We start from the raw sequence: 24505 nt of genomic DNA on the forward strand, positions 1-24505 counted from the left end.
AGCGCTACCTTAGGCGCGTTCTCCGTCTCTGACAAGCCTGAAACCACAACAATGAATCGAACGGGTTCTCGTAGTTCCGGTCGGCCCACCCTCACCGAGGTGGCGCTGCAGGCCGGCGTTTCTCCCATCACCGCTTCCCGTGTCTTGCGCGGGGTCGCCACCGTGGCGCCCGAGCTGGTTACCCGCGTGCAGGAGGCGGCCGCGCGCCTTGGTTATGTCACCAATCCGGCCGCCCGTGCCCTGGCCTCGGCCCAGGGGCATTCGGTGGTGGTGCTGGTGCCGTCGCTGTCCAACCACCTGTTCATCGAACCGCTGGAGGCCATTCACGAGGTCCTGCATCCGCGCGGCCTGGAGGTGCTGATCGGCAACTATCACTACGATCCCGCGGAAGAGGAAAAGCTGATCCGCAACTACCTGGCCTATCAGCCCAGGGGTCTGCTGCTGACCGGCTTCGACCGCACCGATGCCGCCCGCCAGCTGCTGGCGGCCAGTGGGGTGCCACGGGTACACATGATGGAGCTGGATCCGGCCGGCGCGACACCCAGCGTCGGCTTCTCCCAACACGCGGCCGGTGCGGCAGCCGCGCGGCATCTGCTGGCGGCGGGGCGTACGCGCCTGGGCTACGTAGCCGCGCAGCTCGATCCCCGGGCCCTGGCGCGGGGCGAAGGTTTTCGCGAGGTGCTGCGCGAAGCGGGGTGCTACGACCCGGACCTGGACGTATTGGATCCGCAGCCGTCGTCCGTGGGATTAGGCGCCCGGCAATTCCGTGACCTGCTGGCGCAGCGACCGGATGTCGACGGCCTGTTCTTCTGCAATGACGACCTGGCCCAGGGCGCCCTGTTCGAGGCGCAGCGTCTGGGCATCGCCATTCCCGAGCGGATCTCGGTGCTGGGCTTCAACGACCTGCCCGGCTCGGCGCACACGGTGCCCCGGCTGTCCTCCATCCAGACCCCGCGCGCCGCGGTAGGGCGCCAGGCGGCGACCCTGTTGCTGGGACTGCTCGATGGCCGCAGCCAGGCGACCTGTGTGGACCTGGGGTTCGAACTGGTGAGCCGGGAGAGTGTGTAGGGACCATCGTCGAAGGCTCATGGGGGGCTTCGATCCAGTAACGTTGGGCTTCGCTGCGCTCAGCGCCAACCTACGGCATCCGTGTTTGCCACGCGACGTAGGTTGGGTTGAGACGGCTCCATCGTCGAAGCCCAACGGCAGAGTCTCGATCCGGCCATGTTGGGCTTCGCTGCGCTCGGCGCCAACCTACGGTGCCCGTGCTGGCCACGCGACGTAGGTTGGGTTGAGACGGCTCCATCGTCGAAGCCCAACGGCAGAGTCTCGATCCGGCCATGTTGGGCTTCGCTGCGCTCGGCGCCAACCTACGGTGCCCGTGCTGGCCACGCGACGTAGGTTGGGTTGAGACGGCTCCATCGTCGAAGCCCAACGGCAGAGTCTCGATCCGGCCATGTTGGGCTTCGCTACGCTCAGCGCCAACCTACGGGGCCTGGCCACTCACGATCCTACCGCCTCGCCTTGACCGTAGGAGCGGCTCATGGCCGCGATGCGCTGGCGCCGACTCCTACCGCAACGACTTGGCCAGTATCCGCGACTGGCCCTGGAAGTCCTGCCGGGCATAGAAGGCCTGGGCGTCACGGTTGAACTCCATGACTTCCAGCCGCAGCTCGTCGACGCCGTTGTCCCGGGCCCAGGCTTCCACGGCTTCCAGCAGCCGCGCCCCCACTCCCTGGCGCTGGTGGCTGGTGGCGACCACCAGAGTGCCGATGCGGCAGAGGATGAGAGGCTGCAGAAAGGAAATCGAACCGGTATCGGACAGCCGTGCGGTGACGAAACCCACCAGGGTGTCCTCTGCCTCGGCGACGAACAGGACGCCATCCTCGGGCTCCAGCTGGGCGGCCCAGTAATCCTGGTCGCGCCAACCACCGGAGGGCCGGGCAAAGGTCGCCGGGGCCTGCTGGTGATGCTGCTCGGCGAGTTGTTCGGCCAGGGTGCAGATGGCGGCCAGGTCGGTAACGAAGGCAGGACGGATACGCAAGAGCGATGCTCATAGAAAGAGTCAGCTGTTCACCTTACGCCGCCCGGACGGGTCAGGAAATATCCGGCTCGGCCGGCAGCTGCTGATACCAGTCGGCATAAGGCGTGTTCTTCGCCATCCGGCGGTTGTAATCGGGAGCGCCATCGGTCCACCAGACCGGACCGCGCTCGCCCAGGGCCCGCTTGGCCTCGTCCACCGCCGCACGGGCCTGACGCAGGGCCGCGTCGTCGCCCTGGCGCTTGGCGGTACCCACTTGGCGGCGGGCATCCATCAGCTGGTGGGTCAGCGTCTCACGGCGTTCAGCCGGCAGGCTGGGATCGGTACAGCGCCAGAGTCGACCCCGGACCACGAAGTAGCGTCCGTCCGGGGTGGTGGGGTAGCTCATGGGCAGGGTCTCTGGTCAGTCGTCGATGTCGAGCAGGGCGCGGCAGTCCGGATAGTTCGAGCAGGCCCAGAATTCCCGGCCCTGGTGGCGACCGCTGCGGGCGCGGCGGCGAACCATGGGCGCCTGGCATTCGGGGCATTCCGGCGCCAGCGCCTGGCTCGGGGCAGCCGCCCGGGCGCGTGGGCGACGGCCCCCGAAGACGGCATCGCGCACGACACTGGCCGAATAGCGCGCCGCCGCCGGAATCTCCACCAGGCGCAACTGGGCGGCCTCGCATACCGCGCGGACGAAGCGGTCACGCTGCTGGCGATGGCGCTGCAGGTGCGAACGGTCATTGAGCTCGACCACGGCGTGCACGGCGAGGTCGTCGCGGCGGCAGATGGCGAAGTCGAAGTGCTTGCAGTTGATGCGGTTCTGCGCGACCAGGTAGCGGCGCCGGTCGCGCAGCGGCAGGGTCTGGACCACATCGGCGATGCGGACCTTGCCGAACACCCGGTAGTCATCGCCCACGGCTTCGTCGAGCACGGCGAGAAAGGCCTTTTCGGCGGGGGTGAAGAGGGCTTCGACCTGGCGATAGGGAAAGGCGGCCTGGCGCCGACGCTGCCACCACCAGGATGCCCCCAACAGCAGCAGTCCGGCCAGGACCAGCAGGGGCAGATAACGCTCGTACATCTCGAACTCCAACAGCGGGGCGCCATGATAGTGAGTCCTGGCGCCGGACAGCAGCGGCGGCGACGAAACGTCAGTCGCGTCGCGGCAGTTGCCGTTGCAGATCGTCCAGGCGCAGCAGGGTCACGGACTTCAGACAGCTCAGATACTGCAGCTGCTGCATGGGGCCACTGAAACCGCGGGTGGCGGTCGTGCAGCGGGGTGCCCGGTCGGCCTGCCAGAGCTGCTGCAGGCGTTCGAAGGCAGGTCGTTGCGTGGGTGAGGTGGCTGCCAGCCGCCGACCATAGACGTCAGCCAGACGGGCCTCGGCCGCCGCCAGGTCGTCGGCTGCGCAGGCGGCCAACTGGGCCTCGCTCCCCTGACGATCGCAGGCGACGGGTGCGGGTTCGGCGGCGAACGCCACGCGGGTAAGCGGGAGTGCGAGCAGGAGCAAGAGCAGGCGGGAGACAGGCATGAAGGACAGTTATCCAGGAGGCAGTCCCCCTAGACTGCCGCAAGCGCGAGCCGCTCACCAGGCGCCGTTGGTTTCCGGCTGCTCGCCCTGGGTGTCACGGAAGGCGCGGATCTGCTCCAGCAGCCAGGTCACCCAGCGCTGCACCGGCGCGTCCACCGTACCCCGGGGCAGTACCAGGAAGTAGGCCTGGGGCGACAGCTGATTGAATCGGTCCGGCAGCGGCCGCACCAGGGCGCCACTGGCCAGCAGTCGCTGGGCCAGCACACAGCCGCCGAGCGCCACGCCCTTGCCGGCGGCCGCCTGTTGCAGGGCCATGCCGCTGAGCGAATAGCGTGGTCCGCGCAGATTGCCGCCAAGGCTGACGGCCTGGCTGGTGAACCAGTCCTGCCAGGCGTTGAAGCGGCTGCTAGGGCGACCCGACCGCCAACCACCGGGCCATTCGGCGTGCAGCAGGGGATAGTCCAGTAGCGCGGCGGGGTCCGTCAGGGGCGCTGGGATCAGCGCGGGACTGCAGACCGGAAAGATCCACTCGCGCAGCAGCAGGCGGACCTCGCCATCCTGCCAGTCGCCACGGCCATAGCGGATCGCCGCCTGGGCACCTCCCTCGGTGCCCAGCGGCACGATAGCGGACGAAGCATCGAGGAAGACCTCGATATCCGGATGCCGGCGCTGGAAGTCTTCCAGGCGCGGCAGCAGCCATTCCTGGCCGAAGGTGGGTGGCGCACTGACGGTCAGAACGCTGCTCTTGACCCGTGCCCGGGCGACGGCGCGTGTCAGGCCGTCGAGGTGGGGTGCGATCTCCGCGGCCAGGTTCCGACCCGGCTCGGTGAGTCGTACCCCCTGGGGCAGGCGTTCGAACAGGGTCTGCCCCAGTTCGTCCTCCAGGAGGCGGATCTGCCGACTGATGGCCCCGGCGGTGACATGCAGCTCGGCTGCCGCCCTGGCGAAATGCTCATGCCGGGCAGCCGCCGCGAAGGCACGCAGGGCATTGAGGGGGAGGGCGATGGTCATGACAGCCTTAGTTTTCCTGAGCCTGACGCCCATTAAACATCGTTTGTCTGACCTGTTCAGCCGCCTTCACCATTCAGGCTCACTTATTCGTGGAGCGACGCTCATGCGCAAGGAGCTCGATCTCTCCGCCGTGCTGGTGATGCTGGTGCTTTGCCTGGTCTGGGGCCTGCAACAGACGGCGATCAAGGCCATCGCCGAACAGGTCGACCCGTTGCTGCAGATCGGCTGGCGCTCGCTGCTGGCGGCCGGGTTGCTCTATGGCCTGGCACGCTGGCGCGGCATCCGCTGTCTGGGCCGGGACCAGACCCTGGTTCCCGGCCTGCTCGCCGGTTCGTTGTTCGCCATGGAGTTCCTGTGCATGGCGGTGGGCCTGAACTACACCAGCGCCGCGCACATGGTGGTGTTCATCTACACGGCGCCGCTGTTCGCCGCCTGTGGCCTGCACTGGCTGGTACCGGGCGAGCGACTGTCGTTGCGTCAGTGGTTGGGCGTCGTCCTGGCGGGTATCGGCGTGGTCTGCGCCTTCCTGATCGGCCAGCCGAGCGGTGGGGCGAGCTGGCAAGGCGATCTGATCGGCCTGGTCGGTGGCGCCTGCTGGGGAGCTACCACGGTGCTGATCCGCCGCAGCGCTCTGGCCGAGGCGCCGCCCTTGCGCACCCTGTTCTATCAGCTTGGGGTGACTGGAGTCGTGCTGCTGGTGCTGGCCCTGCCACTGGGCAAGCGGCTGAACCTGGCGGGGCTCGACTCCCTGGCCTGGTCAAGTCTGGCGTTCCAGGTGTTCATCGTCGCCGGCATCAGTCTGCTGGGCTGGTTCGTGCTGCTCAGTCGCTATCGCGCTGCCCCGCTGGGGGTGCTGACCCTGCTGACGCCCCTGTTCGGCGTGCTGATGGGGGTCTGGCTGCTGGGCGAGACACTCGGGGCAGGTTTTCTCGTCGGTGCGGCCCTGGTGCTCTGCGGTCTGCTGATCGTCAGCTATCCTTCCCGCTCGCGAACGGCCCCCCGCTGACTCGCCTGGTCCCGAGAATCCGATGCCTGCTACCTCCACCCACCCCTGGCTGTTGCGCCTCATCCCGCTGGTGTTCCTGGCCCTGTGGTCCGCCGGTTTCGCCGTCTCCAAGGTGGGCCTGGCCTATGCACCGCCCTTCACCCTCCTGGCGATGCGTTATGGGTTGGCGTTCAGCGTGCTGTTGGTCGCCTTTCTGATCCTGCGTCCGCCCTTGCCGCGCACGCGCCGGGAGTGGGCGAATCTGGCGGTCGTGGGCTTTCTGATCCAGGGGGTCTATTTCGGCATGAGCTACGGTGCCCTGGTGATGGGCGCCTCGGCCAACGTGGTCGCCATGGTGGCGTCGCTGCAGCCGATCCTGGTCGCCTTGGGCGCGCCCTTGCTGGTGGGCGAGCGGGTGGCGCCGCTGCAGTGGCTGGGCCTCGCCCTGGGCCTGCTGGGCGCGATCGGAGTGATCCTGGCGCGTGCCAGCGTCGCCGTGGAAACCCTTTCCGGCATCTGCCTGGCGGTAGGCGCCTTGCTGGGCATGACCAGCGCGGTGCTCTACGAGAAACGCCTGGGTGTCGCCCAGCATCCGGTCACCAATAACCTGGTGCAGTACAGTGTCGGGCTGCTCTGCTGCGCACCTCTGGCGCTGCTGTTCGAGCACACCCCGGTGTACTGGGCGCCCGCCTTCATCGGCGCCCTGGCCTATCTGGTGCTGGCCAATTCGCTGCTGGCCATCAGCCTGCTGGTGTGGATGATCCGCGCTGGCGAGGCGGCACGGGTCAGCGCCCTGTTCTTCTGCGTCCCGCCGGGCGCGGCCCTGACCGCCTGGCTGCTGCTCGGCGAAACCCTGCCGCCGCTGGCCTGGGTCGCCATGGTGATCGCCATTGGCGGAGTGCTCCTGGCGACCCGGGCGGGAAGCAAGGCGGCGCGCTGAACCGCGCCGCCGGCCGCTAGACCGTCTTGAGTCCGGCCAGCACCTTGTCCACCGTCAGCGGATAGTCGCGGATGCGCACCCCGCAGGCGTTGTAGACGGCATTGGCAAGGGATGCGCCGGCACCGCAGATGCCCAGCTCACCCACGCCCTTGATCTTCAGCGGATTGGCCTTTGCGTCCAGCTCCGGCAGGAAGTGGGCCTCGATGGCGGGGATGTCCAGATGACAGGGGTAGTGGTAGTCGGCCAAGTCGTGGTTGACGAAGTGGCCATGGCGGGTATCGATCACCCCCTCTTCGTGCAGCGCGCTGCCAACGCCCCAGATCATGCCGCCCAGCATCTGCGAGTGGGCGGTCTTCTCGTTGAGGATGCGGCCGGCGGCGAACACCCCGAGCATGCGCCGCAGACGGATCTCGCCGGTGATGGCGTGTACCCCGACTTCAGCGAAGAAGGCGCCGTAGGCCTGTTGGGAATAGTCCTTGAGGGTCTGCCCCGGCTTGATCTCGCCGATGGCCTGGAGATCGTGTTCCCGCGCCAGTTCGGCAAGGTCGCGACTGCCGTTGTCGGCGATCAGCCGGCCACCGACGAAGCGGGCACTGGCCGGATCCAGGCCGGCGGCCGCCGCGGCCTTCAGGCGCAGATTCTCGCAGGCGACATACACCGAGGAGCCGGAACTGGCCGCGCCAAAGGAGCCACCGGAGCCGGCGCCCGCGGGGTCGTCGCTGTCTCCCAGCAGGACCTTGACCCGCTCCACCGGCAGTCCGAGGGACTCGCCGGCGATCTGCGCCAGGATGGTGTAGGTCCCGGTGCCGATGTCGGTCATGGATGTCTTGACCGTGGCCGTGCCATCGGCTTCCAACCGCACGCCGGCCTGGGAGGGCCTGAGCATGTTGGCACGGCTGGCCGCAGCCATGCCCATCCCGACCAGCCAGTCACCGTCGCGCATCTGGCCGGGCCTGGGATTGCGCCTGTTCCAGCCAAAGCGGCGGGCACCGTCCTGCATGCAGTCCACCAGCTTGCGGGCGGAGAAGGGGATGTGCTTTTCCGGGTCCTGGCTGGGTTCGTTGCGCAGGCGCAATTCGATGGGATCGAGATCGAGCATCGCGGCCAACTCGTCCATGGCGCTCTCGCTGGCGAGCATGCCCACGGCTTCGCCGGGCGCGCGGCAGGAGCCGGATTCGGGCAGGTCCAGTTCGACCATGCGGTGCGCCACCAGGCGATCGTCGCCGGCATAGAGGGTGCGCGAGGACAGCCCCGTGGGTTCGTAGTAGGTGAGGCCGCGGGCCGAGTGGGACCAGCCCTCGTGGGCCATGGCCAGAAGACGGCCATCGCGGTCGGCGCCCAGGCGGATCCGCTGCACGGTGGCCGAACGGTGGTCGGTGATCTGGAACATCTGCTGGCGGGTGAGGGTGACCTTGACCGGTCGACCGATAGCCCGGGCGGCCATGGCGCCGATCAGGGCATCGGCATAGATCGGCAGCTTGCCGCCGAAACCGCCGCCGATGTAGCGCGCCACGATGCGGACGTTCTCCTTGGGCAGTTGCAAGGTATTGGCCACGCAACTTTGCGCCTGCTCGACGAACTGGGTGGAGCAGTAGATGGTGACGCGGTCGCCGTCCCACTGGGCGAGGCTGGCGTGGGGCTCCATCTGCGCATGGATGTGGTAGGGCGTGGTATAGCGCTCGTCGAGCTTGACCGGTGCCCGGGCGAAGGCGGCGTCGACATCGCCCGAGGCGGTGTCGGTGGGCTGGTCGCCATCCGGTGGCTTCACCGCCTGGCCGAGGTTGGCGGTCAGATCGAAGGCGCCCGGTTCGGCGGCGTAGTCGATCTCCACCAGGGCCGCCGCCAGGCGTGCCTCCTCGAAGGTCTCGGCCACCACGAAGGCCACCGGTTCGCCGAAGTAACGCACCTGATCGCTGTCCAGGTAGGGCTTGGGCCGGCTGAAGCGGCTGTTGTTGTCTGGCTCGCGAGCCGCCTGGCGCGGGGCGTTGCGGTAGGTCAGGACGCTGAGCACGCCCGGCGCGCTTTCGGCGGCGGAGGTGTCCAGTCGAGCGATGCGGCCCTTGGCGATGGTGGCCCCGACGATAAAGCCATAGGCCACGCGATCATTGCGGAACTCGAAGCTGTAGGGCGCCTGGCCGGTGACCTTGAGCAGGCCGTCGACGCGATCGATGGGCTTGCCGATCAGGCCGCTGCGATTCTCGTCGATCAGGTTGCGGCCAACGGGTTCGTTCATTTCCATGCTGCTGTCCTCAGGCCTGTTGACGGGCATCGGCCACGCCAGCGCGCAGGACGCGGCGGGTCAGCTCGAGTTTGAAGTCGTTGTGGCCATAGCCACGGGCGCCGGCGAGCAGGGCATCGCCCACCGCGGCCAGGTCACCGTCCGCCGCCTGGCCGGCAAAGGCCTGATCGGCCGCCGCCACGCGCCAGGGTTTGTGTGCCAGACCGCCGAAGGCGGCGCGACCGTTGCGGATGCGCGTGCCATCGAACTCGACGATGGCCGCCATGGACACCAGGGCGAAGGCATAGGAGGCACGGTCGCGCACCTTGCGATAGACCTGGATGCCGGGCGGTGGCGGTGGCAGGGTCACGGCGGTGATGAGTTCGCCGGGTTGCAGCACCGTTTCGATCTGCGGGGTGTCACCGGGCAGGCGATGGAAGTCGGCGAGGGGGATGTGGCGGGTGCGGCCATTGGCCTCGCGGGTTTCCACCGTGGCGTCCAGTACGCGCATGGCCACCGCCATGTCGGAGGGGTGCACGGCGATGCACTGGTCGCTGGCGCCGAGCACCGCGTTCATCCGATTGAAGCCGCCCAGGGCCGCACAGCCACTGCCGGGCTGGCGTTTATTGCAGGGCATCGCAGTGTTGTAGAAATAGGAGCAACGAGTGCGCTGCAGCAGATTGCCACCGGTGGTGGCCTTGTTGCGTAGCTGCGCCGAGGCGCCGGCCAGCAGGGCGCGCGACAGCACCGGATAGCGCTCCCGTACCCGCGCATCGGCAGCCAGGGTGGAATTGCGCACCAAGGTACCGATGCGCAGGCCGCCGTCCTTGGTGGTGCGGATCTGATCCAGCGCCAGGCGATTGATGTCCAGCACCTGGCTGGGCGTCTCGATCTCCAGCTTCATCAGGTCCAGCAGATTGGTGCCCCCGGCGATGAAGCGGCTGCCGGCCTGGACGCCCTGGCGGCTGGCGTCGGCCTCGTTCTGGACACGCCGATAGTCGAAGACTCTCATGCCTGGCCCCCCGCCATCTGGATGGCCGCGACGATGTTGGGATAGGCGCTGCAGCGACAGAGGTTGCCATTCATGCGCTCGCGGATCTCTTCCTCGCTCAGCCGCATGGGGCCATCGAGGCGCGCCGAGACGTGGCTGGGCATGCCGGCCTTGACCTCGTCGAGCAAGGCCACCGCCGAGCAGATCTGCCCAGGCGTGCAATAGCCGCACTGGAAGCCGTCCTTGGCCAGGAAGGCGGCTTGCATGGGATGCAGGCGCTCGGCATTGCCCAGGCCCTCGATGGTGGTGATGGCGTCGCCTTCATGCATGGCGGCCAGGCTCAGGCAGCTGTTGATACGCTGACCGTTCACCAGCACCGTGCAGGCGCCGCACTGGCCATGATCGCAGCCTTTCTTGGTGCCGGTGAGGTGCAGGTTCTCGCGCAGGGCATCGAGCAGGGTGGTGCGGCTGTCGACCTTGAGCCGGCGCGCCTCGCCATTGATCTGCAGCGTCAGCGGCAGCAGCTGCGGCAGGCGGGCGGCGATGGCCTGGGGTGTCAGGGGCGCGCCACCGCTGGCCTGGGCAAAGGTGTAGCCGGGAATGGCGCTGGTCGCCACCAGCACCGCGGAGGTGCCGAGGAACTGGCGCCGCGACAGGCGCCAGCGAGCATCGGAGTCGGAAGCCATGGTTGGATTCTCATCATTGGGGGCATATCACGGGAGTTCTGATGACTACCGTGCCGCCAAGGGGGTTCAGGGCGCTGGCGCACCATCGGACAAGGTCGCCATACCCGATGTGTCCAGGCGGCAAAAAAGGGCTCTGGCTGGCGCCTCGGACCGCTTCGCTGAGCAGACCTCAACGTCACGTTGAATACCACTGGGCAGGGGTGCTGAACCGCTTCCGGTCGGCGTCGGTCCCTTACCTGAGGTGGCCTTTCGCTGCCACCACCTATTCCGACCACGGGGGCACCTGCACCCCGCGGCTTTAACCGTGAGGTCCGCCATGAACGCCACCCCCGCGCGCCAGGTTCAGCCCCTGGCCGAACCCGAGTCCCATACCATCGCCCTGACCCTCAACGGCAAGCAGTTGCAGCTGGCCGTCGAGCCCTGGACCACCCTGCTCGATCTCCTGCGCGATCACCTCGACCTGACCGGCACCAAGAAGGGCTGCGATCACGGCCAATGCGGCGCCTGCACGGTGCTGGTCAACGGTACCCGCATCAATAGCTGCCTGGCCCTGGCGGTCATGCAGGATGGCGCCGAGGTCACCACCATCGAAGGCTTGGCCCAGGGCGACCAGCTGCACCCCATGCAGGAGGCCTTCGTCGCCGAAGACGCCTTCCAATGTGGCTATTGCACCCCTGGCCAGATCTGTTCGGCCATCGGCATGCTCAAGGAAGGCCATGCCCAGAGTGAGGCCGAGGTAGCCGAGCAGATGAGCGGTAACCTCTGCCGTTGCGGCGCCTATCGCAACATCCGCGCCGCCATCGAACGAGCGCGCCCGGCCTGCCAGCAAGGGGAGGGCCGCGAATGAACCGCTTCGGTTATGCCAAGCCCAACGCCGTGCCCGACGCCATCCGCCAGCATGGGCCCCAGACCCATTTCATCGCCGGGGGTACCAACCTGCTGGACCTGATGAAGGAAAACGTCGAGCGTCCCACGCAGCTGATCGACGTCAACGGCCTGCCCTTGCGTGAGGTCGAGGCGACTCCCGAAGGTGGCCTGCGCATCGGCGCCCTGGTCAAGAATGCCGAGGTGGCCTACCACCCCGAGGTGCAGCGTCGTTACCCACTGCTGGCCAAGGCCATCCTCGCCGGCGCCTCACCGCAGCTGCGCAACATGGCCTCCACCGGTGGCAACCTCTTGCAGCGCACCCGCTGCTACTACTTCTATGACGTAGGCACGCCCTGCAACAAGCGCGAGCCGGGCTCCGGCTGCGGCGCCCGCGAGGGGCAGAATCGCATCCATGCCATCCTGGGCCACAGCGAGCAGTGCATCGCCACTCACCCCTCGGACATGTGCGTGGCCCTGGCCGCCCTACAGGCCAAGGTCGAGGTAAGCGGGCCCCAGGGTGATCGCGTCATCGACTTCGCCGATTTCCACCGCCTGCCCGGCGACACCCCGGAGCGCGACACCAACCTTGAGGCCGACGAACTCATTACCGCCGTGACCCTGCCGGCGGAAAGCCTGGCTGCCCACAGCGCCTACCTGAAGATTCGCGACCGCGCCTCCTATGCCTTCGCCCTGGTCTCGGTGGCGGCAGCCTTGGAGCTGGACGGCGAGCGCATCAAGCAGGTGCGTGTCGCCCTGGGTGGCGTGGCCCATAAGCCCTGGCGCCTGCCGGAGGCCGAGCAGGCTCTGGTTGGCCAGATAGCGGACAAGGCAGCCTTCGGTCAACTAGCCGATCGCCTGCTGCAAGGCGCCGAAGGCTTCGCCCACAACAGCTTCAAGATCGAACTGGCCCGGCGCGCCATCGTCCGCGCCCTTACCGAAGCCGCCGGAGGTACCCTGCAATGACCGTCGTCCATCTGCAAAAAGCCGTTCCCCGCGTCGATGGTCCGCTCAAGGTCACCGGTCAGGCACTCTATGCCGGCGAATTCAGCGTGCCGGATCTGGCCTTTGGCTTCGTGGTCAACGCGACCATCACCAAGGGGCGTTTGCTCGATCTGGATGTCAGCGAAGCCCTGGCGCAGCCGGGTGTCGTCGAGGTGCTCAGCCACCTCAATCGTCCCAAGATGGCCAGCTATGACGAAAGCTACACCGACATGGACGCGGCCGATGGCAAGCCCTTTCGGCCGTTGTACAACGACCGCATCCTCTACAGTGGCCAGCCCATCGCGTTGGTAGTGGCTGACACCTTCGAGGCCGCGCGCCACGCCGCCTCGCTGATCCGTGCCCAATACAGCGAAGAGGAGCACGCCACCGACCTGGCCCAGGCCCGCGATCAGGCCCACGAAGCGCCCATGGAATTGCCGGAAAATCGTGGTAACGCCCCGGCAGCCTGGGCCGCGGCGCCCACTCGTATCGAAGCCGAATACCACTCCGCGGCGGAATTCCATAACCCCATGGAGATGCACGCCTCGACGGTCATCTACCATAAGGACGGCAAGCTGACGGTGCACGACAAGACCCAGGGCGTGCAGAACAGCGCCCAGTTCGTCAGCAGCATCTTCGGTCTGGGCGAAGGCGACGTGAAGGTCATCTCGCCCTTCGTCGGCGGCGCCTTCGGCTCCGGCCTGCGTCCGCAGTACCAGCTGGTCCTGGCGACCATGGCCGCCTTGCAGCTCAAGCGCTCGGTACGGGTCACCCTGACGCGCCAGCAGATGTTCACCTTCGGCTATCGCCCTGAGACCTATCAGCAGGTCAAGCTGGCCTGCGACAGCGACGGCAAGCTGCAGGCCATCGACCACAGCGCCCTGGGCATCACCTCGCGCTTCGAAGACTTCACCGAGATGGTGCTGGTCTGGTCGGCGTCGCTCTATGCCTGCCCCAACGTCAAGCTGGCCTACCAGCTGGCTGCGCTGGACGTCTACACACCGCTGGACATGCGCGCCCCCGGCGCGGTGCTGGGCGTCTATGCGCTGGAAAGTGCCATGGACGAACTGGCCTATGCCGCCGACATCGATCCGCTGGAGCTGCGTATTCGCAACTTCACCGATGTCGATCCGGCCAAGGACAAACCCTACTCCAGCAAGGAACTGCTGGAATGCTATCGCCAGGCCGCCGAGCGTTTCGGCTGGGAGCAGCGCAGCATGGCGCCACGTTCCATGCGCGATGGCAATAAACTGGTTGGCTGGGGCATGGCGACCGGGGTCTGGGAGGCCATGCAGCAACCGGCCACGGCCAAGGCGGTGATGAACATCGACGGCAGCCTGGTAGTGGCCAGTGCCACGGCCGACATTGGCACCGGCACCTATACGGTGATGACCCAGATCGCTGCCGAGAACCTCGGTCTGCCGCTGGACAAGGTGACCTTCAAGCTGGGCGATTCAACCCTGCCCAAGGCCCCCCTCGAAGGCGGTTCCTTTACCGTGTCTTCGGTAGGCACCGCCGTGAAATTGGCCTGCGACCAGCTGCGCCAGCAACTGCTGGATGCGGCCAAGGAGATGGACGACTCGCCGCTGGCCAAGGCCGAACTGGAGCAGGTGGTATTCGCCGACGGCGGCATCAGCCTCAAGACCGATCCTGCCCAGCGCGTCGACTTCACCGCCATCCTCAAGGCGTCCGGTTCGGCGTCCATGGAAACCCTGGCCAGCGCTGAGCCGGCAGAAGAGCGCGACAACTACGCCACCGGTACCCACTCGGCGGTGTTCGTCGAGGTCAAGGTGGACGAGGACTTCGGCAGCGTTCAGGTCAGCCGCGTGGTCACGGCCGTAGCCGCAGGCCGTATCCTCAACCTCAAGACCGGCGAGAACCAAGTAGCCGGTGGCATCGTCTGGGGCATTGGCATGGGCCTGCAGGAAGAGGGGATGATGGACACCACCGAAGGCCGCTGGATGAATCACAGCCTCGCCGAGTACCACTTCCCGGTGCAGGCCGATGTTCATCAGCTGGACGTGATCTTCGTCGAGGAACACGACGAGATCGTCAATCCGCTGGGCGCCAAGGGCATCGGCGAGATCGGCATCGTCGGCGTAGCGCCGGCCATCGCTAACGCCATCTTCCACGCCACCGGCAAGCGGGTGCGGGATCTGCCCATCACCCTGGACAAGGTCTTCGCCGACGAGCTGCTGCACTAGGCTCTGCTGTAGAGGGGTGGAGCATGACGAAGCCCGACGCTTTGCGGTCGAGTCCGCGGCGTTGGGCTTCAACGACGGAGCCGTCTCAACCCAACCTACGGTGAGGCTACCGTAGGTTGGCGCTGAGCGCAGCGAAGCCCAACACCCAAGCTCCGGTAACGAAAAAGGCCCGCCTCCAAGAGACGGGCCTTTTTCAGGCAGTCAGTAAACCGCTATTCGATCACTCGGCGTGCGACGCGCCGTCATGTTCGATTTGCTCTTTGTACTCCAGGGCATCCGCTTCGCTCTGGTAGACACCGACCAATTCCCCTTCCTGTTTCACGTCCCACAGATGCATGCCCAGGCCACGGGCTTCGCGGGACATATGGTCTTCGTCACGTTCGGTTACGGTAATGGTCATGTTGTATCTCCTTGGTCGAGCCCGCACTACGGCAGGGCTTGAAGCCCATACTAGAGCGTTTCGCTTCAGGACCAAGGCGTATCTCGGCAACAAGTCGTTACAACTTTTGCGACAATCTGTCGCGCACCTTGCTGTCATCAGGCCATCGCTCTGTCGCCAATGTCTGGAATCCTTCGTGACACCTACTGCTTGCTCTGCCCAGCTGCGGCTTGCCACCTTGGCCGATGTGGAGGCTCTGTTCGCCGTCCGGCTTGCGGTTACCGACAATGTCCTGACTCGGGAACAGCTCGCTGACCTGGGTATAACCCCGGCATCGATCGCTGAACTGCTGGCCGCTGCGCCCTGTGCCTGGGTAGTGGAGGTGGATGGCGAGGTGGTGGGCTTCAGTCTGGTCGATCTGGTGGCGGGAGAGGTCTTCGCCCTGTTTGTCAGACCCGAATGGCAAGCCCAGGGTTTCGGCGCTCGCCTGTTGGCCGCGGCTGAGACCGCGCTGTTTCGCAAGCATGCCCTCATCTGGCTGGTCACCGACGGAGCGCCCTCGGTGAGGGCCAATGCTTTCTATCAGGCGCAGGGTTGGCGCCAGGTCGCTCAGTTGCAGGGCACCGACGTGCGCTACGAGAAGAGCCGCAGCGTCAAGCAGCATGTCGAAGCTACCTGATGAGCGCTGACCCTAGGCAAAAAAACGCCCTCCGAAGAGGGCGTCATCATTGCGACCAGGATCAGTTGGCGCCTTTCACCGTGCGCCCGTTGACCGAGCCTTCCTTGAGGCTGGTCTGGTATTCCTTTCCGTCGCTCTCCTGCTGGTAGAGACGCACCAGCAGGTAGTCCCAGTCCTTGGCGAACCACAGTTCGGTCTTGCGGCTGCTCTTGGTGGGATCACGCACGCGCTCCACCTTGATGGCATCGAACAGACCCAGAGGGGTGCGGATGCGCTCCGGACCGATGACGCGGAAGTCATAGGTGTCGATGCTGTCACCGTCGACGATCTGGTAGCTCATGCTCTTCTTGCCGTCGGCAACGTCCTGCTGCAGCTTGAGCTGGTAGGTCGACTTGTCCAGCAGACCACGATCCAGGGTCAGGCTGACCGGATCGTCCTTGTCCTTGCCGGTAACCTTCTTGGCGGCCCAGTCGAAGGTCAGTTCGCTCTCGCGGCTCTTGCCCAATCCGCTGCGCTTGTACTGGTAGGTATCAGGCAGGAAGGCTTCGCCCTCGCGGCGGAAGGTGCTGGACTCATTGAGGCCGGCGACCAACATGGAGGCTTCGAACTTCAGCTCCCAGCGACCATCGGCTTCTTTCTCCAGCGAGCGTTCGGCGGAGCCGCTGACCGGCATCTGCTTCCAGTCGGCGGTGTAGCTGGCCGTGAAGGGCTGCAGGTCGAAGGCGAAGGCCGAGGCACTGCAGAGGGTGGCCAATAGGAACAACAGACGTCGCATCAGTTTCTCCTTGGATCAGGAAAGGGAGGCCGCCACCGTCAGCGACGGCAGTGTGGCCCCGGTAGGCGGTAGCGCCTGGCCATCGAGCTCGGCACCCAGGGTACCCAGCCGCAGACGACCTTCGGCGAACAACCGAACCGCTACAGGATAAAGGAGGTGCTCGGCGGCGTGTACCCGTGTTGCCAGGCTCTCCGCCGTATCTTCCGCCAGGACCGGCACCCGTGACTGCAGGACGACGGGACCGCCATCCAGTTCTTCGGTGACGAAGTGCACGCTGCAGCCATGCCAGGCATCGCCGGCATCGAGGGCGCGCTGGTGGGTGTGCAGCCCCTTGTACAGCGGCAGCAGCGAGGGATGGATATTGAGCAGATGACCCTGGTAGCGCCGCACGAAGGCCGGTGTGAGGATGCGCATGAAGCCGGCCAGGACCACCAAGTCGGCGCCCTGGGCGTCGATGGCGGCCGCCAGGGCCGCATCGAAGCTGTCACGATCGCCATGCTCGCGGTGGTCGATCACCTGGGTGGCGATCCCCGCCTGACGAGCCCGCTCCAGGCCATAGGCCTCGGCGCGGTTGGCGATCACCGCCGCGATCCGCACGGGCGGTGTCGCGGCGTCAATCAGAGCTTGCAGGTTGCTGCCGTGGCCGGAGATGAGCACCACCACGGCGCAGTCGGCAGGGCTCATCCGTGCTGTTTCAGATTGTTCAGTACGACCTGGTCGGCGCCCTCGGCGGCCTGCTCGATACGGCCGATCACCCAGGGCTGCTCGCCCTCGGCACGCAGCACCTGCAGGGCGCCTTCTACCTGATCCTGGGCCACGCAGATGACCATGCCGACACCGCAGTTCAGTACACGGTGCATCTCGGTCTCATCGACGTTGCCCTGCTGCTGCAGCCAGTCGAACACTGCCGGACGCTGCCAGCTGGCCACGTCCACCACCGCCTGGGCACCCTCGGGCAGCACGCGCGGGATGTTGTCCAGCAGACCGCCGCCGGTGATGTGGGCCATGGCCTTGACCGCACCGGTCTCCTTGATCAGCTTGAGCAGCGGCTTCACATAGATGCGGGTGGGCGCCATCAGCAGTTCGGTCAGAGGCTGGCCGTCGAGCTGGATGTTCTCGATGTCGGCGCCGGCTACCTCGATGATCTTGCGGATCAGCGAATAGCCGTTTGAGTGCGGGCCGGAGGAGGGCAGGGCGATCAGGGCGTCGCCGGTGGCGACCTTGGAACCGTCGATGATCTCGGACTTTTCCACCACGCCGACGCAGAAGCCGGCCAGGTCGTAGTCTTCGCCTTCGTACATGCCGGGCATCTCGGCGGTCTCGCCACCCACGAGGGAGCAGCCAGCCTGTTCGCAACCGGTGCCGATGCCGGTCACCACCTGGGCGGCGACGTCGACATTGAGCTTGCCGGTGGCGTAGTAGTCGAGGAAGAACAGCGGTTCGGCACCGCAGACCACCAGGTCGTTGACGCACATGGCCACCAGGTCGATGCCGATGCTGTCGTGCTTGGCCAGGTTCATGGCCAGACGCAGCTTGGTGCCGACGCCGTCGGTGCCGGAGACCAGTACCGGCTGGCGATAGCCTGCCGGGATCTCGCACAGGGCACCAAAGCCCCCCAGGCCGCCCATGACTTCCGGGCGGGCGGTGCGCTTGGCGACGCCCTTGATGCGTTCTACCAGAGCCTCACCGGCGTCGATGTCTACACCGGCGTCCTTGTAGCTCAGCTGGGGTTGTTTGCTCATGAATCCTGGCCTTTGGCTAATGGCGAAACGAGCCGGCTGGCGCCAGCCGGCAATGAGGCGGGCGATTTTACCAGAAGCCGTGCCAAAGCACGCGGCCCGCCGCGGCCTCCGGTCCGGGCGGCGATGGCACCCGGCCAGCCCCCTGTGGTCTGAGCCTGACCGCCTGCGAATTCGCCGGCTCGGTGCCGGCCTGCTGCGGGCTTCTTCGCAGCCTGGGTTCCGGCACCCTTGCCCGCGGGTCAGGCGGCTTTTAAGGTATGCCCCTTGCCCTTTCTATGGAATCGCCATGCGCCGTCTCGTCCTTCCGTTGCTCGCTTCGCTGCTGGTCCTGAGTCCGCTCGCCCGCGCCGAGGTGGTGGACAACCTCTACCAGGTCCGCGAGCCGGTGGCCTCGCAACAACCGGACGAGCGCAATGCCGCCCTCAAGCGCGCCCTGCAGGTGCTGGCCGGACGCCTGACCGGTAACCCCCAAGCCGGCCAGACCCCAGGTCTTGCCAGTGCCCTGGCGGTGCCCGAATCCCTGATCAGCCAGTACAGCTATGACGCCGGTCCGCCGGAGGTGCTGGTGGCCAACTTCGACCCGGCCGCTACCGAGCGCGCCCTGGGCCAGGCGGGTCTGTCGGTGTGGGGCGCCAATCGTCCGGTGGTGATGATCTGGTGGCTCAACGACGCCGACAGCGGGGCGACCCTGCTGGGTGACGGCCAACCCGCCAGCACCGGTGTGCAGCGCGGTGCCCAGCGCGCCGGCCTGCCGATTCGCCTGCCGCTGGCCGATCTCAACGAACAGCTGGCTGGCACCGCCGCCAACATCGACGCCAACGATCCGACCGCCTTGCGCCAGTCCTCCGAGCGCTATGGCGCCAATGCACTGCTGGCGGTACATGCCAAGCCCCAGGGTAATGGCTGGCAGGCCCAGTGGCGCCTGTGGAACAACGGCGCTGCCGAGCAGGGCAGCAGCCAGGCAGCCGACCAGGACGGCCTGGCCGCAGCCGTCCTGCAGGACGTCGCCGGGCGCCTGTCGAAGAAATTCGTCTCCCGTCCTGGCACCACCCAGCCGCTGACCCTGGTGGCCGACAACTCCAACTTCGAGCGCTATGCCCAGCTGCAGAAGGTCCTGGAGCCCCTGTCGAGCCGCCTGGTGAAAGTCGAGGGTACCCAGCTGACCTATGACCTGACGGGCAATCCCGACCAGCTCCAGGCACAGCTTGGCCTGGCCGGTCTGCAGCCGGCTTCCGCGCCGGCCGCCCCCGCGTCCCCCGCACCGGCGACGCCGGGTGCTCCGGTGGACGCCACCGTCACGCCGACCGCTCCGGCAGCCCAGCCAGCCCCGTCCGCCCAGCCGGCGCGTACCACCCTGTATTTCCGTTGGCCGTGAGGGTAGACAGCCAACACTGAAGCGGCTGCTGCGAGGGGGCCAGGATTTGGTTAGACTTGGCGCCCTCGCGAAACTGCCAAGAGCCGTTCGAGCTGGCATGATGCCTTTACAGCTGCCCCTGGGTATTCGTCTGCGTGACGACGCCACCTTCGTCAATTACTACCCTGGCGCCAATGCTGCGGCGCTCGGCTATGTCGAGCGTCTCTGCGACGCCGATGCCGGCTGGACGGAAAGTCTGATCTATCTGTGGGGCGGTGCGGGTGCCGGCCGCAGTCATCTGATGCAGGCGGCCTGTCACCGCCTGGAAGAGCTGGGCGAGCGGGCCATCTACCTGCCCATGGGTGAACTGGCCGACTATGGCGTGGAGTTGTTCGACAACCTCGAACAGTGCGAGCTGGTCTGCCTCGACGATCTCGATGCCCTGGCCGGTCAACGGCGCTGGGAAGAGGCGCTCTTCCATCTGTTCAACCGGCTGCGCGATGCCGGCAAACGCCTGCTCATCTCCAGTACCGCCTCGCCGCGGCAACTGCCGGTACAGCTGGCCGATCTCAAGTCACGTCTGACTCTGGCACTGGTCTTCCAGCTGCGACCCCTGTCCGACGAAGACAAGCTGCGCGCCTTGCAGCTGCGCGCCTCTCGCCGCGGCCTGCACCTGACCGACGAGGTCGGCCGCTTCATCCTCTCGCGCAACACCCGCAGCATGGACGCCCTATTCGACATGCTCGAACGTCTGGATCAGGCCTCGCTGCAGGCGCGGCGCAAGCTCACCATTCCCTTCGTCAAGGAAATCATGGGCTGGTAGCCGCGCCGGCTACCGCTATTTCTGCAAGCGACCTGCGAGAAGCGCCAGGCGCTTGCCCAGTGCCCGGCACAGCGCCGTTTCCTGTTCGTCCAGCGCGCGCTTGCCATCGGCACCGGCGAAATGGCTTGGACCGTAGGGCGTGCCGCCGCCCTTGGTTTCCAGCAGGGCACTCTCGCTGTAGGGCAGGCCGGTGATGAGCATGCCATGGTGCAGCAGCGGCAGGGCCATGGACAGCAGGGTGCTCTCCTGGCCGCCATGCAGGCTGGCCGTGGAAGTGAAGACCCCCGCAGGCTTGTCCACCAGGGCGCCGGTCAGCCAGAGGCTGTTGGTGCCATCCAGGAAGTACTTCATGGCGGCGGCCATGTTGCCATAGCGCGTCGGGCTGCCCAGGGCGAGCGCGGCGCAGTCGCGCAGGTCATCGAGGGTCGCGTAGACCGCGCCCTGCTCGGGTACCGCCGGGGCGACGGCGGCGCACTCGGCGGACACCGCCGGCACGGTACGCAGGCGTGCGGCCATGCCCCCCATTTCCACCCCGCGAGCGACCTGTCGCGCCATCTCGGCAGTGGCGCCATGCCGGCTGTAGTAGAGCACCAGAACATAGGCTTCGGGGGTCATTGCAGGATCTCCAGGACACGCTCGGGGGGACGACCGACGACGGCGCGGTCGCCGCGTATGGCGATGGGTCTTTCGATCAGCTTGGGGTGGGCGGCCATGGCGGCGACCAGGGCGTCGTCGTCCAGCGCCGGGTCGGCGAGGTTCAGCTCGCGATAGGCATCCTCGCCGGTCCGTAGCAGCTGGCGCGCGCTCAGGCCCAGCTTGGCGAGCAGTCCGCGTAACTCGGCGGCGTCCGGCGGCGTCTCCAGGTAGGGCACCACGGATACGGCTAGCTCGCGGCTTTGCAGGAGGTCCAGCGCTGCGCGCGATTTCGAGCAGCGCGGATTGTGATAGAGGACGATTTCACTCATGGGCTGATCCATAGAAGGTAAGATGCCCATTGTAGCGGGTTGGCGAGGACTGCCGCGCCAGCCCTTGACCGTGCCTTTCGAGGAACCGCCAATGCCGGTCCGCTTGCGTGAACTGCTGTCCTTCGTTCGCTACCTCGCCAACCGCTTCATCGAAGACCGCGCGCCCAACAATGCTGCGGCCCTGACCTACACCACGCTGTTCGCCGTGGTCCCGGTGATGACCGTGACCTTCGCCATGCTCTCGGCGATTCCGGCCTTCCAGGGCACCGAAGTCCAGATCCAGGCCTTCATCTTCCGCAATTTCGTGCCCTCCACCGGGGCGACCCTGGAAGAATACTTGCGCAACTTCATCGAGCAGGCCCGGCACCTGACCTGGCTGGGCGTGGCCCTGCTGGCGGTGACGTCCTTTTTCATGCTGGTGACGGTGGAAAAGACCTTCAACGACATCTGGCGGGTACGCATTCCGCGGCGCGGGGTCTCCAGCTTCCTGCTCTACTGGGCGGTGCTCAGCCTGGGCCCCCTGCTGCTGGGCGCCGGTTTCGCTATGAGCACCTATCTGGCCTCGGTAGCCCTGGTCTTTGGCTCCTACGGCATGTCCGGCGCCCAGATGCTGCTCAAGGTCACGCCACTGCTGTTCAGCATTGCCGCCTTCACCTTGATGTACGCCGCTGTGCCCAACACCCGGGTACCCCTACGCCATGCGCTGATCGGCGGTGCCCTGACCGGGGTGCTGTTCGAGGCGGCCAAGAGCCTGTTCGGTCTCTATGTCTTCTATTTTCCCGGCTACCAGCTGATCTATGGCGCCTTCGCAACGGTGCCGCTGTTTCTGGTCTGGATCTATGTCTGCTGGCTGATCGTGCTGCTGGGGGCGGAGGTGGTGTGCAGCCTGTCCACCACCCATCATTGGCGGCGCGCGCCGCTGCCGGCGTTCTTCATCCTGCTCGCCGTGCTGCGGGCCTTTCTGGAGCGGCAGCAAAGCGGTTCCAGTCTGCACCTGGGGCGGTTGCACCAAGCCGGCTGGAAGCTGCCGGAGCACGAATGGCACGCAGTGCTGGCGTTCCTGCAACAGGAGCGTCTGGTCTGCCAGAACGACAGCGGTCACTGGGTACTCTGCCGCGACCTGCACGGCTATGCACTGCTGGATCTGCTGGACCGCTCCCCCTGGACACCTCCCGCCCCGGATTGCTGGCCGCCCGCCGAGCGCTTTCCCGGTGACTGGTATCCGCAGTTGCAGGAGGCCTTCACCCGACTGCAGGCGCAGCGTCATGAACTGCTGGCTGGCAGCGTGGCGCAATGGTTGCAGGTTGCGCCGCCCCTGGAAGAGAGCGGGGGGGGCAGGCGATGAGCGTTGCCGCACGCTACGGGCTGATCAGCGGCCACGTTCAAGGCGTTCACTATCGCGAGAGTACTCGGCAGGAGGCGCAGCGACTGGGCGTCACCGGTTGGGTACGGAATCTGGCCGATGGCCGGGTGGAGTGTCATCTGGAAGGTTCGGCCGAGGCGCTCGCCAGACTGGAGGCGTGGCTCTGGCAGGGGCCGGCAGCGGCGCGGGTGACCGGGGTGGAGCTGGAGGACGCGTACTGCGCAGGCTTCACCGACTTCCAGGTCAGGCGCACGGACGCCTGACCTGGAGCGGTAGCCCTTAGCGGGCCTTGAGGAAGCCGACGATCTCGGCCAGGGCGACATTCTGGCTTTCGCTGTCGGTACGGCCCTTGTACTCGACCAGGCCTTCATTGAGGCCACGCTCACCCACCACCAGGCGGTGAGGGATGCCGATCAACTCCATGTCGGCGAACTTCACGCCAGGGCTGGTCTTCTTGTCGCGGTCGTCCAGCAGCACATCGAAGCCAGCGGCCTTCAGTTCGGCATAGAGGCGGTCGGTCGCCTCCTTCACCGTGGCGTTTTCGTACTTCATTGGCACCAGGGCGATCTGGAAGGGCGCCAGGGCGGCCGGCCAGCGGATGCCACGCTCGTCGTGGTTCTGCTCGATGGCGGCGGCGACCACGCGGGACACGCCGATACCGTAGCAGCCCATGGCCAGGACGGCGGGTTTGCCTTCTTCGCCCAGGACCGACAGCTTCATGGCCTCGCTGTACTTGGTGCCCAGCTGGAAGATATGACCCACTTCGATACCGCGCTTGATCACCAGGGTGCCCTGGCCGTCCGGGCTGGGATCGCCGGCCACCACGTTGCGCAGGTCGGCGACCTGGGGCAGCGGCAGATCGCGCTCCCAGTTGACGCCGAAGTAGTGCTTGTCTTCCTGGTTGGCGCCGATGCCGAAGTCGCTCATCAGGGCGACCGAGCGATCGATGATGCAGGGAATCGACAGATTCATCGGGCCCAGGGAGCCGGGGCTGGCGCCAATGGCGGCACGGATCTCGGGTTCGGTGGCGAACACCAGGGGGCTGGCGACCTCCGGCAGGTTGGCTGCCTTGATTTCATTGAGTTCGTGATCGCCACGCACCACCAGGGCGACCAGCTTGCCTTCTTCGGCGCCGCGAACCACCAGGGTCTTCACGGTCTTCTCGATGGCCAGACCGAATTTCTCCACCAGATCGGCGATGGTCTTGGTGTCGGGGGTGTCGACCAGACGCAGCTCCTCGGTGGCGGCGCCGCGCGCGGTTTCCCGCGGCAGGGCCTCGGCCTTCTCGATGTTGGCGGCGTAGTCGGAGCTGTCGCTGAAGGCGATGTCGTCTTCACCAGAGCCGGCCAGCACATGGAATTCGTGGGAACCACTGCCACCGATGGAGCCGTTGTCGGCCTGCACCGGGCGGAAATTCAGGCCCAGGCGGCTGAAGACATTGCAGTACGCCTGGTACATGGCGTCATAGGTTTCCTGCAGCGACGCCTGGTTCAGGTGGAAGGAGTAGGCATCCTTCATCACGAACTCGCGACCACGCATCAGGCCGAACCGCGGACGGATCTCGTCACGGAACTTGGTCTGGATCTGATAGAGGTTGATCGGCAGCTGCTTGTAGCTGTTCAGCTCGTTGCGCATCAGGTCGGTGATGACTTCCTCGTGGGTCGGGCCCACGCAGAAATCACGCTGATGGCGATCCTTCAGGCGCAGCAGCTCGGGGCCGTACTGCTCCCAGCGACCGGATTCCTGCCACAGCTCGGCGGGCTGGATCGCCGGCATCAGCACCTCCAGCGCGCCGGTGGCGTTCATTTCCTCGCGCACCACGGCTTCCACCTTGCGCAGCACGCGCAGGCCCAGTGGCAGCCAGGTATAGAGACCGGAGGCCAGCTTGCGGATCATGCCGGCGCGCAGCAGCAGCTGGTGGCTGATCACCACGGCATCGGAAGGGGTTTCTTTGAGGGTGGACAGCAGGAACTGACTGGTACGCATGGCT

26 protein-coding genes are annotated in these 24505 nt (G+C 66.5%); 11 read left to right on the forward strand and 15 right to left on the reverse strand.

Annotated features, from left to right (window positions below):
- Positions 1 to 51: 51 nt before the first annotated feature.
- On the forward strand, positions 52 to 1068 hold the full coding sequence (locus tag PJ259_RS00005) for a LacI family DNA-binding transcriptional regulator (RefSeq protein WP_271654276.1): 1017 nt from the start codon (positions 52 to 54) through the stop codon (positions 1066 to 1068).
- A 502-nt stretch (positions 1069 to 1570) separates the two neighbouring features.
- On the opposite strand, the gene PJ259_RS00010 is transcribed toward PJ259_RS00005, so the two are convergent.
- The 5 genes from PJ259_RS00010 to PJ259_RS00030 form a co-directional block, all read right to left on the reverse strand.
- A complete protein-coding gene (locus tag PJ259_RS00010; protein ID WP_271654277.1) occupies positions 1571 to 2044 on the reverse strand; it encodes a GNAT family N-acetyltransferase in 474 nt (157 codons plus the stop codon).
- A 52-nt stretch (positions 2045 to 2096) separates the two neighbouring features.
- Positions 2097 to 2429, reverse strand: a complete 333-nt coding sequence (locus tag PJ259_RS00015) for a hypothetical protein (protein WP_271654278.1) — start codon at positions 2427 to 2429, stop codon at positions 2097 to 2099.
- A gap of 15 nt (positions 2430 to 2444) precedes the next feature.
- Positions 2445 to 3101 (reverse strand): DUF2726 domain-containing protein, encoded by a 657-nt coding sequence (locus PJ259_RS00020; protein WP_271654279.1) that lies wholly within the window; start codon positions 3099 to 3101, stop codon positions 2445 to 2447.
- Positions 3102 to 3171: 70 nt separating this feature from the next.
- Positions 3172 to 3552: a lysozyme inhibitor LprI family protein gene (locus PJ259_RS00025; RefSeq protein WP_271654280.1), complete on the reverse strand. Its 381-nt coding sequence runs from the start codon at positions 3550 to 3552 to the stop codon at positions 3172 to 3174.
- A gap of 54 nt (positions 3553 to 3606) precedes the next feature.
- Positions 3607 to 4563: a LysR substrate-binding domain-containing protein gene (locus PJ259_RS00030; protein ID WP_271654281.1), complete on the reverse strand. Its 957-nt coding sequence runs from the start codon at positions 4561 to 4563 to the stop codon at positions 3607 to 3609.
- Between the two features lie 103 nt (positions 4564 to 4666).
- Between PJ259_RS00030 and PJ259_RS00035 the strand changes: the two genes are divergently transcribed.
- Positions 4667 to 5569, forward strand: coding sequence for a DMT family transporter (locus PJ259_RS00035; protein WP_271654282.1), 903 nt, complete (start codon positions 4667 to 4669; stop codon positions 5567 to 5569).
- Positions 5570 to 5591: 22 nt separating this feature from the next.
- Positions 5592 to 6488, forward strand: a complete 897-nt coding sequence (locus PJ259_RS00040) for a DMT family transporter (protein ID WP_271654283.1) — start codon at positions 5592 to 5594, stop codon at positions 6486 to 6488.
- Between the two features lie 16 nt (positions 6489 to 6504).
- Here PJ259_RS00040 and PJ259_RS00045 read toward each other — a convergent pair whose 3' ends face one another.
- From PJ259_RS00045 to paoA, 3 genes are read right to left on the reverse strand one after another with little or no spacing between them, the layout of a single operon-like run.
- Positions 6505 to 8727 (reverse strand): xanthine dehydrogenase family protein molybdopterin-binding subunit, encoded by a 2223-nt coding sequence (locus tag PJ259_RS00045; protein WP_271654284.1) that lies wholly within the window; start codon positions 8725 to 8727, stop codon positions 6505 to 6507.
- Positions 8728 to 8737: 10 nt separating this feature from the next.
- A complete protein-coding gene (locus PJ259_RS00050; RefSeq protein WP_271654285.1) occupies positions 8738 to 9718 on the reverse strand; it encodes an FAD binding domain-containing protein in 981 nt (326 codons plus the stop codon).
- Complete coding sequence (paoA, locus tag PJ259_RS00055) at positions 9715 to 10383, reverse strand: aldehyde dehydrogenase iron-sulfur subunit PaoA (RefSeq protein ID WP_271654286.1); 669 nt, start codon at positions 10381 to 10383, stop codon at positions 9715 to 9717. Before paoA ends, PJ259_RS00050 begins: the two co-directional genes overlap by 4 nt.
- A 316-nt stretch (positions 10384 to 10699) precedes the next feature.
- Here paoA and PJ259_RS00060 point away from each other — a divergent pair, with 316 nt between their 5' ends.
- Genes PJ259_RS00060 through PJ259_RS00070 form a run of 3 tightly spaced genes read left to right on the forward strand, consistent with a single transcriptional unit; the run spans position 10700 to position 14435 of the window.
- Entirely contained in the window at positions 10700 to 11230 is a 531-nt protein-coding gene (locus PJ259_RS00060) for a (2Fe-2S)-binding protein (protein WP_059314142.1), read from the forward strand.
- A complete protein-coding gene (locus tag PJ259_RS00065; RefSeq protein ID WP_271654287.1) occupies positions 11227 to 12213 on the forward strand; it encodes an FAD binding domain-containing protein in 987 nt (328 codons plus the stop codon). The genes PJ259_RS00060 and PJ259_RS00065 overlap by 4 nt, the downstream gene beginning before the upstream one ends.
- Positions 12210 to 14435 (forward strand): xanthine dehydrogenase family protein molybdopterin-binding subunit, encoded by a 2226-nt coding sequence (locus PJ259_RS00070; protein WP_271654288.1) that lies wholly within the window; start codon positions 12210 to 12212, stop codon positions 14433 to 14435. Before PJ259_RS00065 ends, PJ259_RS00070 begins: the two co-directional genes overlap by 4 nt.
- Before the next feature lie 220 nt (positions 14436 to 14655).
- Here the strand turns inward: PJ259_RS00070 and PJ259_RS00075 are convergent, their stop codons facing one another.
- A complete protein-coding gene (locus tag PJ259_RS00075) occupies positions 14656 to 14835 on the reverse strand; it encodes a hypothetical protein (RefSeq protein ID WP_017638952.1) in 180 nt (59 codons plus the stop codon).
- Between the two features lie 175 nt (positions 14836 to 15010).
- Here PJ259_RS00075 and PJ259_RS00080 point away from each other — a divergent pair, with 175 nt between their 5' ends.
- Positions 15011 to 15493 carry a GNAT family N-acetyltransferase gene (locus tag PJ259_RS00080; RefSeq protein WP_271654289.1) on the forward strand — a complete coding sequence of 161 codons (483 nt, stop codon included), beginning with the start codon at positions 15011 to 15013 and terminating at the stop codon, positions 15491 to 15493.
- 61 nt (positions 15494 to 15554) lie between these two features.
- On the opposite strand, the gene PJ259_RS00085 is transcribed toward PJ259_RS00080, so the two are convergent.
- Genes PJ259_RS00085 through purM form a run of 3 tightly spaced genes read right to left on the reverse strand, consistent with a single transcriptional unit; the run spans position 15555 to position 18010 of the window.
- Positions 15555 to 16268: a DUF3108 domain-containing protein gene (locus PJ259_RS00085; RefSeq protein ID WP_059314145.1), complete on the reverse strand. Its 714-nt coding sequence runs from the start codon at positions 16266 to 16268 to the stop codon at positions 15555 to 15557.
- A gap of 15 nt (positions 16269 to 16283) precedes the next feature.
- Positions 16284 to 16952: a phosphoribosylglycinamide formyltransferase gene (gene purN / locus PJ259_RS00090; protein WP_271654290.1), complete on the reverse strand. Its 669-nt coding sequence runs from the start codon at positions 16950 to 16952 to the stop codon at positions 16284 to 16286.
- Positions 16949 to 18010 carry a phosphoribosylformylglycinamidine cyclo-ligase gene (purM, locus tag PJ259_RS00095; RefSeq protein ID WP_059314147.1) on the reverse strand — a complete coding sequence of 354 codons (1062 nt, stop codon included), beginning with the start codon at positions 18008 to 18010 and terminating at the stop codon, positions 16949 to 16951. Before purM ends, purN begins: the two co-directional genes overlap by 4 nt.
- A gap of 286 nt (positions 18011 to 18296) precedes the next feature.
- On the opposite strand from purM, the gene PJ259_RS00100 reads away from it, so the two are divergent.
- A complete protein-coding gene (locus PJ259_RS00100; RefSeq protein ID WP_271654291.1) occupies positions 18297 to 19385 on the forward strand; it encodes a DUF2066 domain-containing protein in 1089 nt (362 codons plus the stop codon).
- Between the two features lie 97 nt (positions 19386 to 19482).
- Positions 19483 to 20187 carry a DnaA regulatory inactivator Hda gene (hda, locus tag PJ259_RS00105; RefSeq protein ID WP_017638945.1) on the forward strand — a complete coding sequence of 235 codons (705 nt, stop codon included), beginning with the start codon at positions 19483 to 19485 and terminating at the stop codon, positions 20185 to 20187.
- Positions 20188 to 20202: 15 nt separating this feature from the next.
- On the opposite strand, the gene wrbA is transcribed toward hda, so the two are convergent.
- Both wrbA and arsC read right to left on the reverse strand, forming a co-directional pair.
- Positions 20203 to 20802, reverse strand: a complete 600-nt coding sequence (gene wrbA, locus PJ259_RS00110; protein WP_271654292.1) for an NAD(P)H:quinone oxidoreductase — start codon at positions 20800 to 20802, stop codon at positions 20203 to 20205.
- A complete protein-coding gene (arsC, locus tag PJ259_RS00115) occupies positions 20799 to 21152 on the reverse strand; it encodes an arsenate reductase (glutaredoxin) (RefSeq protein ID WP_059314149.1) in 354 nt (117 codons plus the stop codon). The genes wrbA and arsC overlap by 4 nt, the downstream gene beginning before the upstream one ends.
- Positions 21153 to 21243: 91 nt before the next feature.
- Between arsC and PJ259_RS00120 the strand changes: the two genes are divergently transcribed.
- Together PJ259_RS00120 and PJ259_RS00125 are read left to right on the forward strand one after the other, a co-directional pair.
- On the forward strand, positions 21244 to 22497 hold the full coding sequence (locus PJ259_RS00120; RefSeq protein WP_271654293.1) for a YihY family inner membrane protein: 1254 nt from the start codon (positions 21244 to 21246) through the stop codon (positions 22495 to 22497).
- Positions 22494 to 22778: an acylphosphatase gene (locus tag PJ259_RS00125; RefSeq protein WP_271654294.1), complete on the forward strand. Its 285-nt coding sequence runs from the start codon at positions 22494 to 22496 to the stop codon at positions 22776 to 22778. The genes PJ259_RS00120 and PJ259_RS00125 overlap by 4 nt, the downstream gene beginning before the upstream one ends.
- Positions 22779 to 22794: 16 nt before the next feature.
- On the opposite strand, the gene PJ259_RS00130 is transcribed toward PJ259_RS00125, so the two are convergent.
- Positions 22795 to 24501, reverse strand: a complete 1707-nt coding sequence (locus PJ259_RS00130; RefSeq protein ID WP_271654295.1) for a proline--tRNA ligase — start codon at positions 24499 to 24501, stop codon at positions 22795 to 22797.
- Between the last annotated feature and the right edge of the window lie 4 nt (positions 24502 to 24505).

The organism is Pseudomonas sp. JBR1 (genome assembly GCF_028198185.1).
GTDB classification, from domain to species: Bacteria; Pseudomonadota; Gammaproteobacteria; order Pseudomonadales; family Pseudomonadaceae; genus Chryseomonas; species Chryseomonas oryzihabitans_E.

Coding starts and splice junctions, on each gene's coding strand:
- PJ259_RS00005 (WP_271654276.1), top strand. CDS start 52: ATGAATCGAACGGGTTCTCGTAGTTCCGGTCGGCCCACCCTCACCGAG.
- PJ259_RS00015 (WP_271654278.1), bottom strand. CDS start 2,429: ATGAGCTACCCCACCACCCCGGACGGACGCTACTTCGTGGTCCGGGGT.
- PJ259_RS00020 (WP_271654279.1), bottom strand. CDS start 3,101: ATGTACGAGCGTTATCTGCCCCTGCTGGTCCTGGCCGGACTGCTGCTG.
- PJ259_RS00025 (WP_271654280.1), bottom strand. CDS start 3,552: ATGCCTGTCTCCCGCCTGCTCTTGCTCCTGCTCGCACTCCCGCTTACC.
- PJ259_RS00030 (WP_271654281.1), bottom strand. CDS start 4,563: ATGACCATCGCCCTCCCCCTCAATGCCCTGCGTGCCTTCGCGGCGGCT.
- PJ259_RS00035 (WP_271654282.1), top strand. CDS start 4,667: ATGCGCAAGGAGCTCGATCTCTCCGCCGTGCTGGTGATGCTGGTGCTT.
- PJ259_RS00040 (WP_271654283.1), top strand. CDS start 5,592: ATGCCTGCTACCTCCACCCACCCCTGGCTGTTGCGCCTCATCCCGCTG.
- PJ259_RS00045 (WP_271654284.1), bottom strand. CDS start 8,727: ATGGAAATGAACGAACCCGTTGGCCGCAACCTGATCGACGAGAATCGC.
- PJ259_RS00050 (WP_271654285.1), bottom strand. CDS start 9,718: ATGAGAGTCTTCGACTATCGGCGTGTCCAGAACGAGGCCGACGCCAGC.
- paoA (WP_271654286.1), bottom strand. CDS start 10,383: ATGGCTTCCGACTCCGATGCTCGCTGGCGCCTGTCGCGGCGCCAGTTC.
- PJ259_RS00060 (WP_059314142.1), top strand. CDS start 10,700: ATGAACGCCACCCCCGCGCGCCAGGTTCAGCCCCTGGCCGAACCCGAG.
- PJ259_RS00065 (WP_271654287.1), top strand. CDS start 11,227: ATGAACCGCTTCGGTTATGCCAAGCCCAACGCCGTGCCCGACGCCATC.
- PJ259_RS00070 (WP_271654288.1), top strand. CDS start 12,210: ATGACCGTCGTCCATCTGCAAAAAGCCGTTCCCCGCGTCGATGGTCCG.
- PJ259_RS00075 (WP_017638952.1), bottom strand. CDS start 14,835: ATGACCATTACCGTAACCGAACGTGACGAAGACCATATGTCCCGCGAA.
- PJ259_RS00085 (WP_059314145.1), bottom strand. CDS start 16,268: ATGCGACGTCTGTTGTTCCTATTGGCCACCCTCTGCAGTGCCTCGGCC.
- purN (WP_271654290.1), bottom strand. CDS start 16,952: ATGAGCCCTGCCGACTGCGCCGTGGTGGTGCTCATCTCCGGCCACGGC.
- purM (WP_059314147.1), bottom strand. CDS start 18,010: ATGAGCAAACAACCCCAGCTGAGCTACAAGGACGCCGGTGTAGACATC.
- PJ259_RS00100 (WP_271654291.1), top strand. CDS start 18,297: ATGCGCCGTCTCGTCCTTCCGTTGCTCGCTTCGCTGCTGGTCCTGAGT.
- hda (WP_017638945.1), top strand. CDS start 19,483: ATGATGCCTTTACAGCTGCCCCTGGGTATTCGTCTGCGTGACGACGCC.
- wrbA (WP_271654292.1), bottom strand. CDS start 20,802: ATGACCCCCGAAGCCTATGTTCTGGTGCTCTACTACAGCCGGCATGGC.
- arsC (WP_059314149.1), bottom strand. CDS start 21,152: ATGAGTGAAATCGTCCTCTATCACAATCCGCGCTGCTCGAAATCGCGC.
- PJ259_RS00120 (WP_271654293.1), top strand. CDS start 21,244: ATGCCGGTCCGCTTGCGTGAACTGCTGTCCTTCGTTCGCTACCTCGCC.
- PJ259_RS00125 (WP_271654294.1), top strand. CDS start 22,494: ATGAGCGTTGCCGCACGCTACGGGCTGATCAGCGGCCACGTTCAAGGC.
- PJ259_RS00130 (WP_271654295.1), bottom strand. CDS start 24,501: ATGCGTACCAGTCAGTTCCTGCTGTCCACCCTCAAAGAAACCCCTTCC.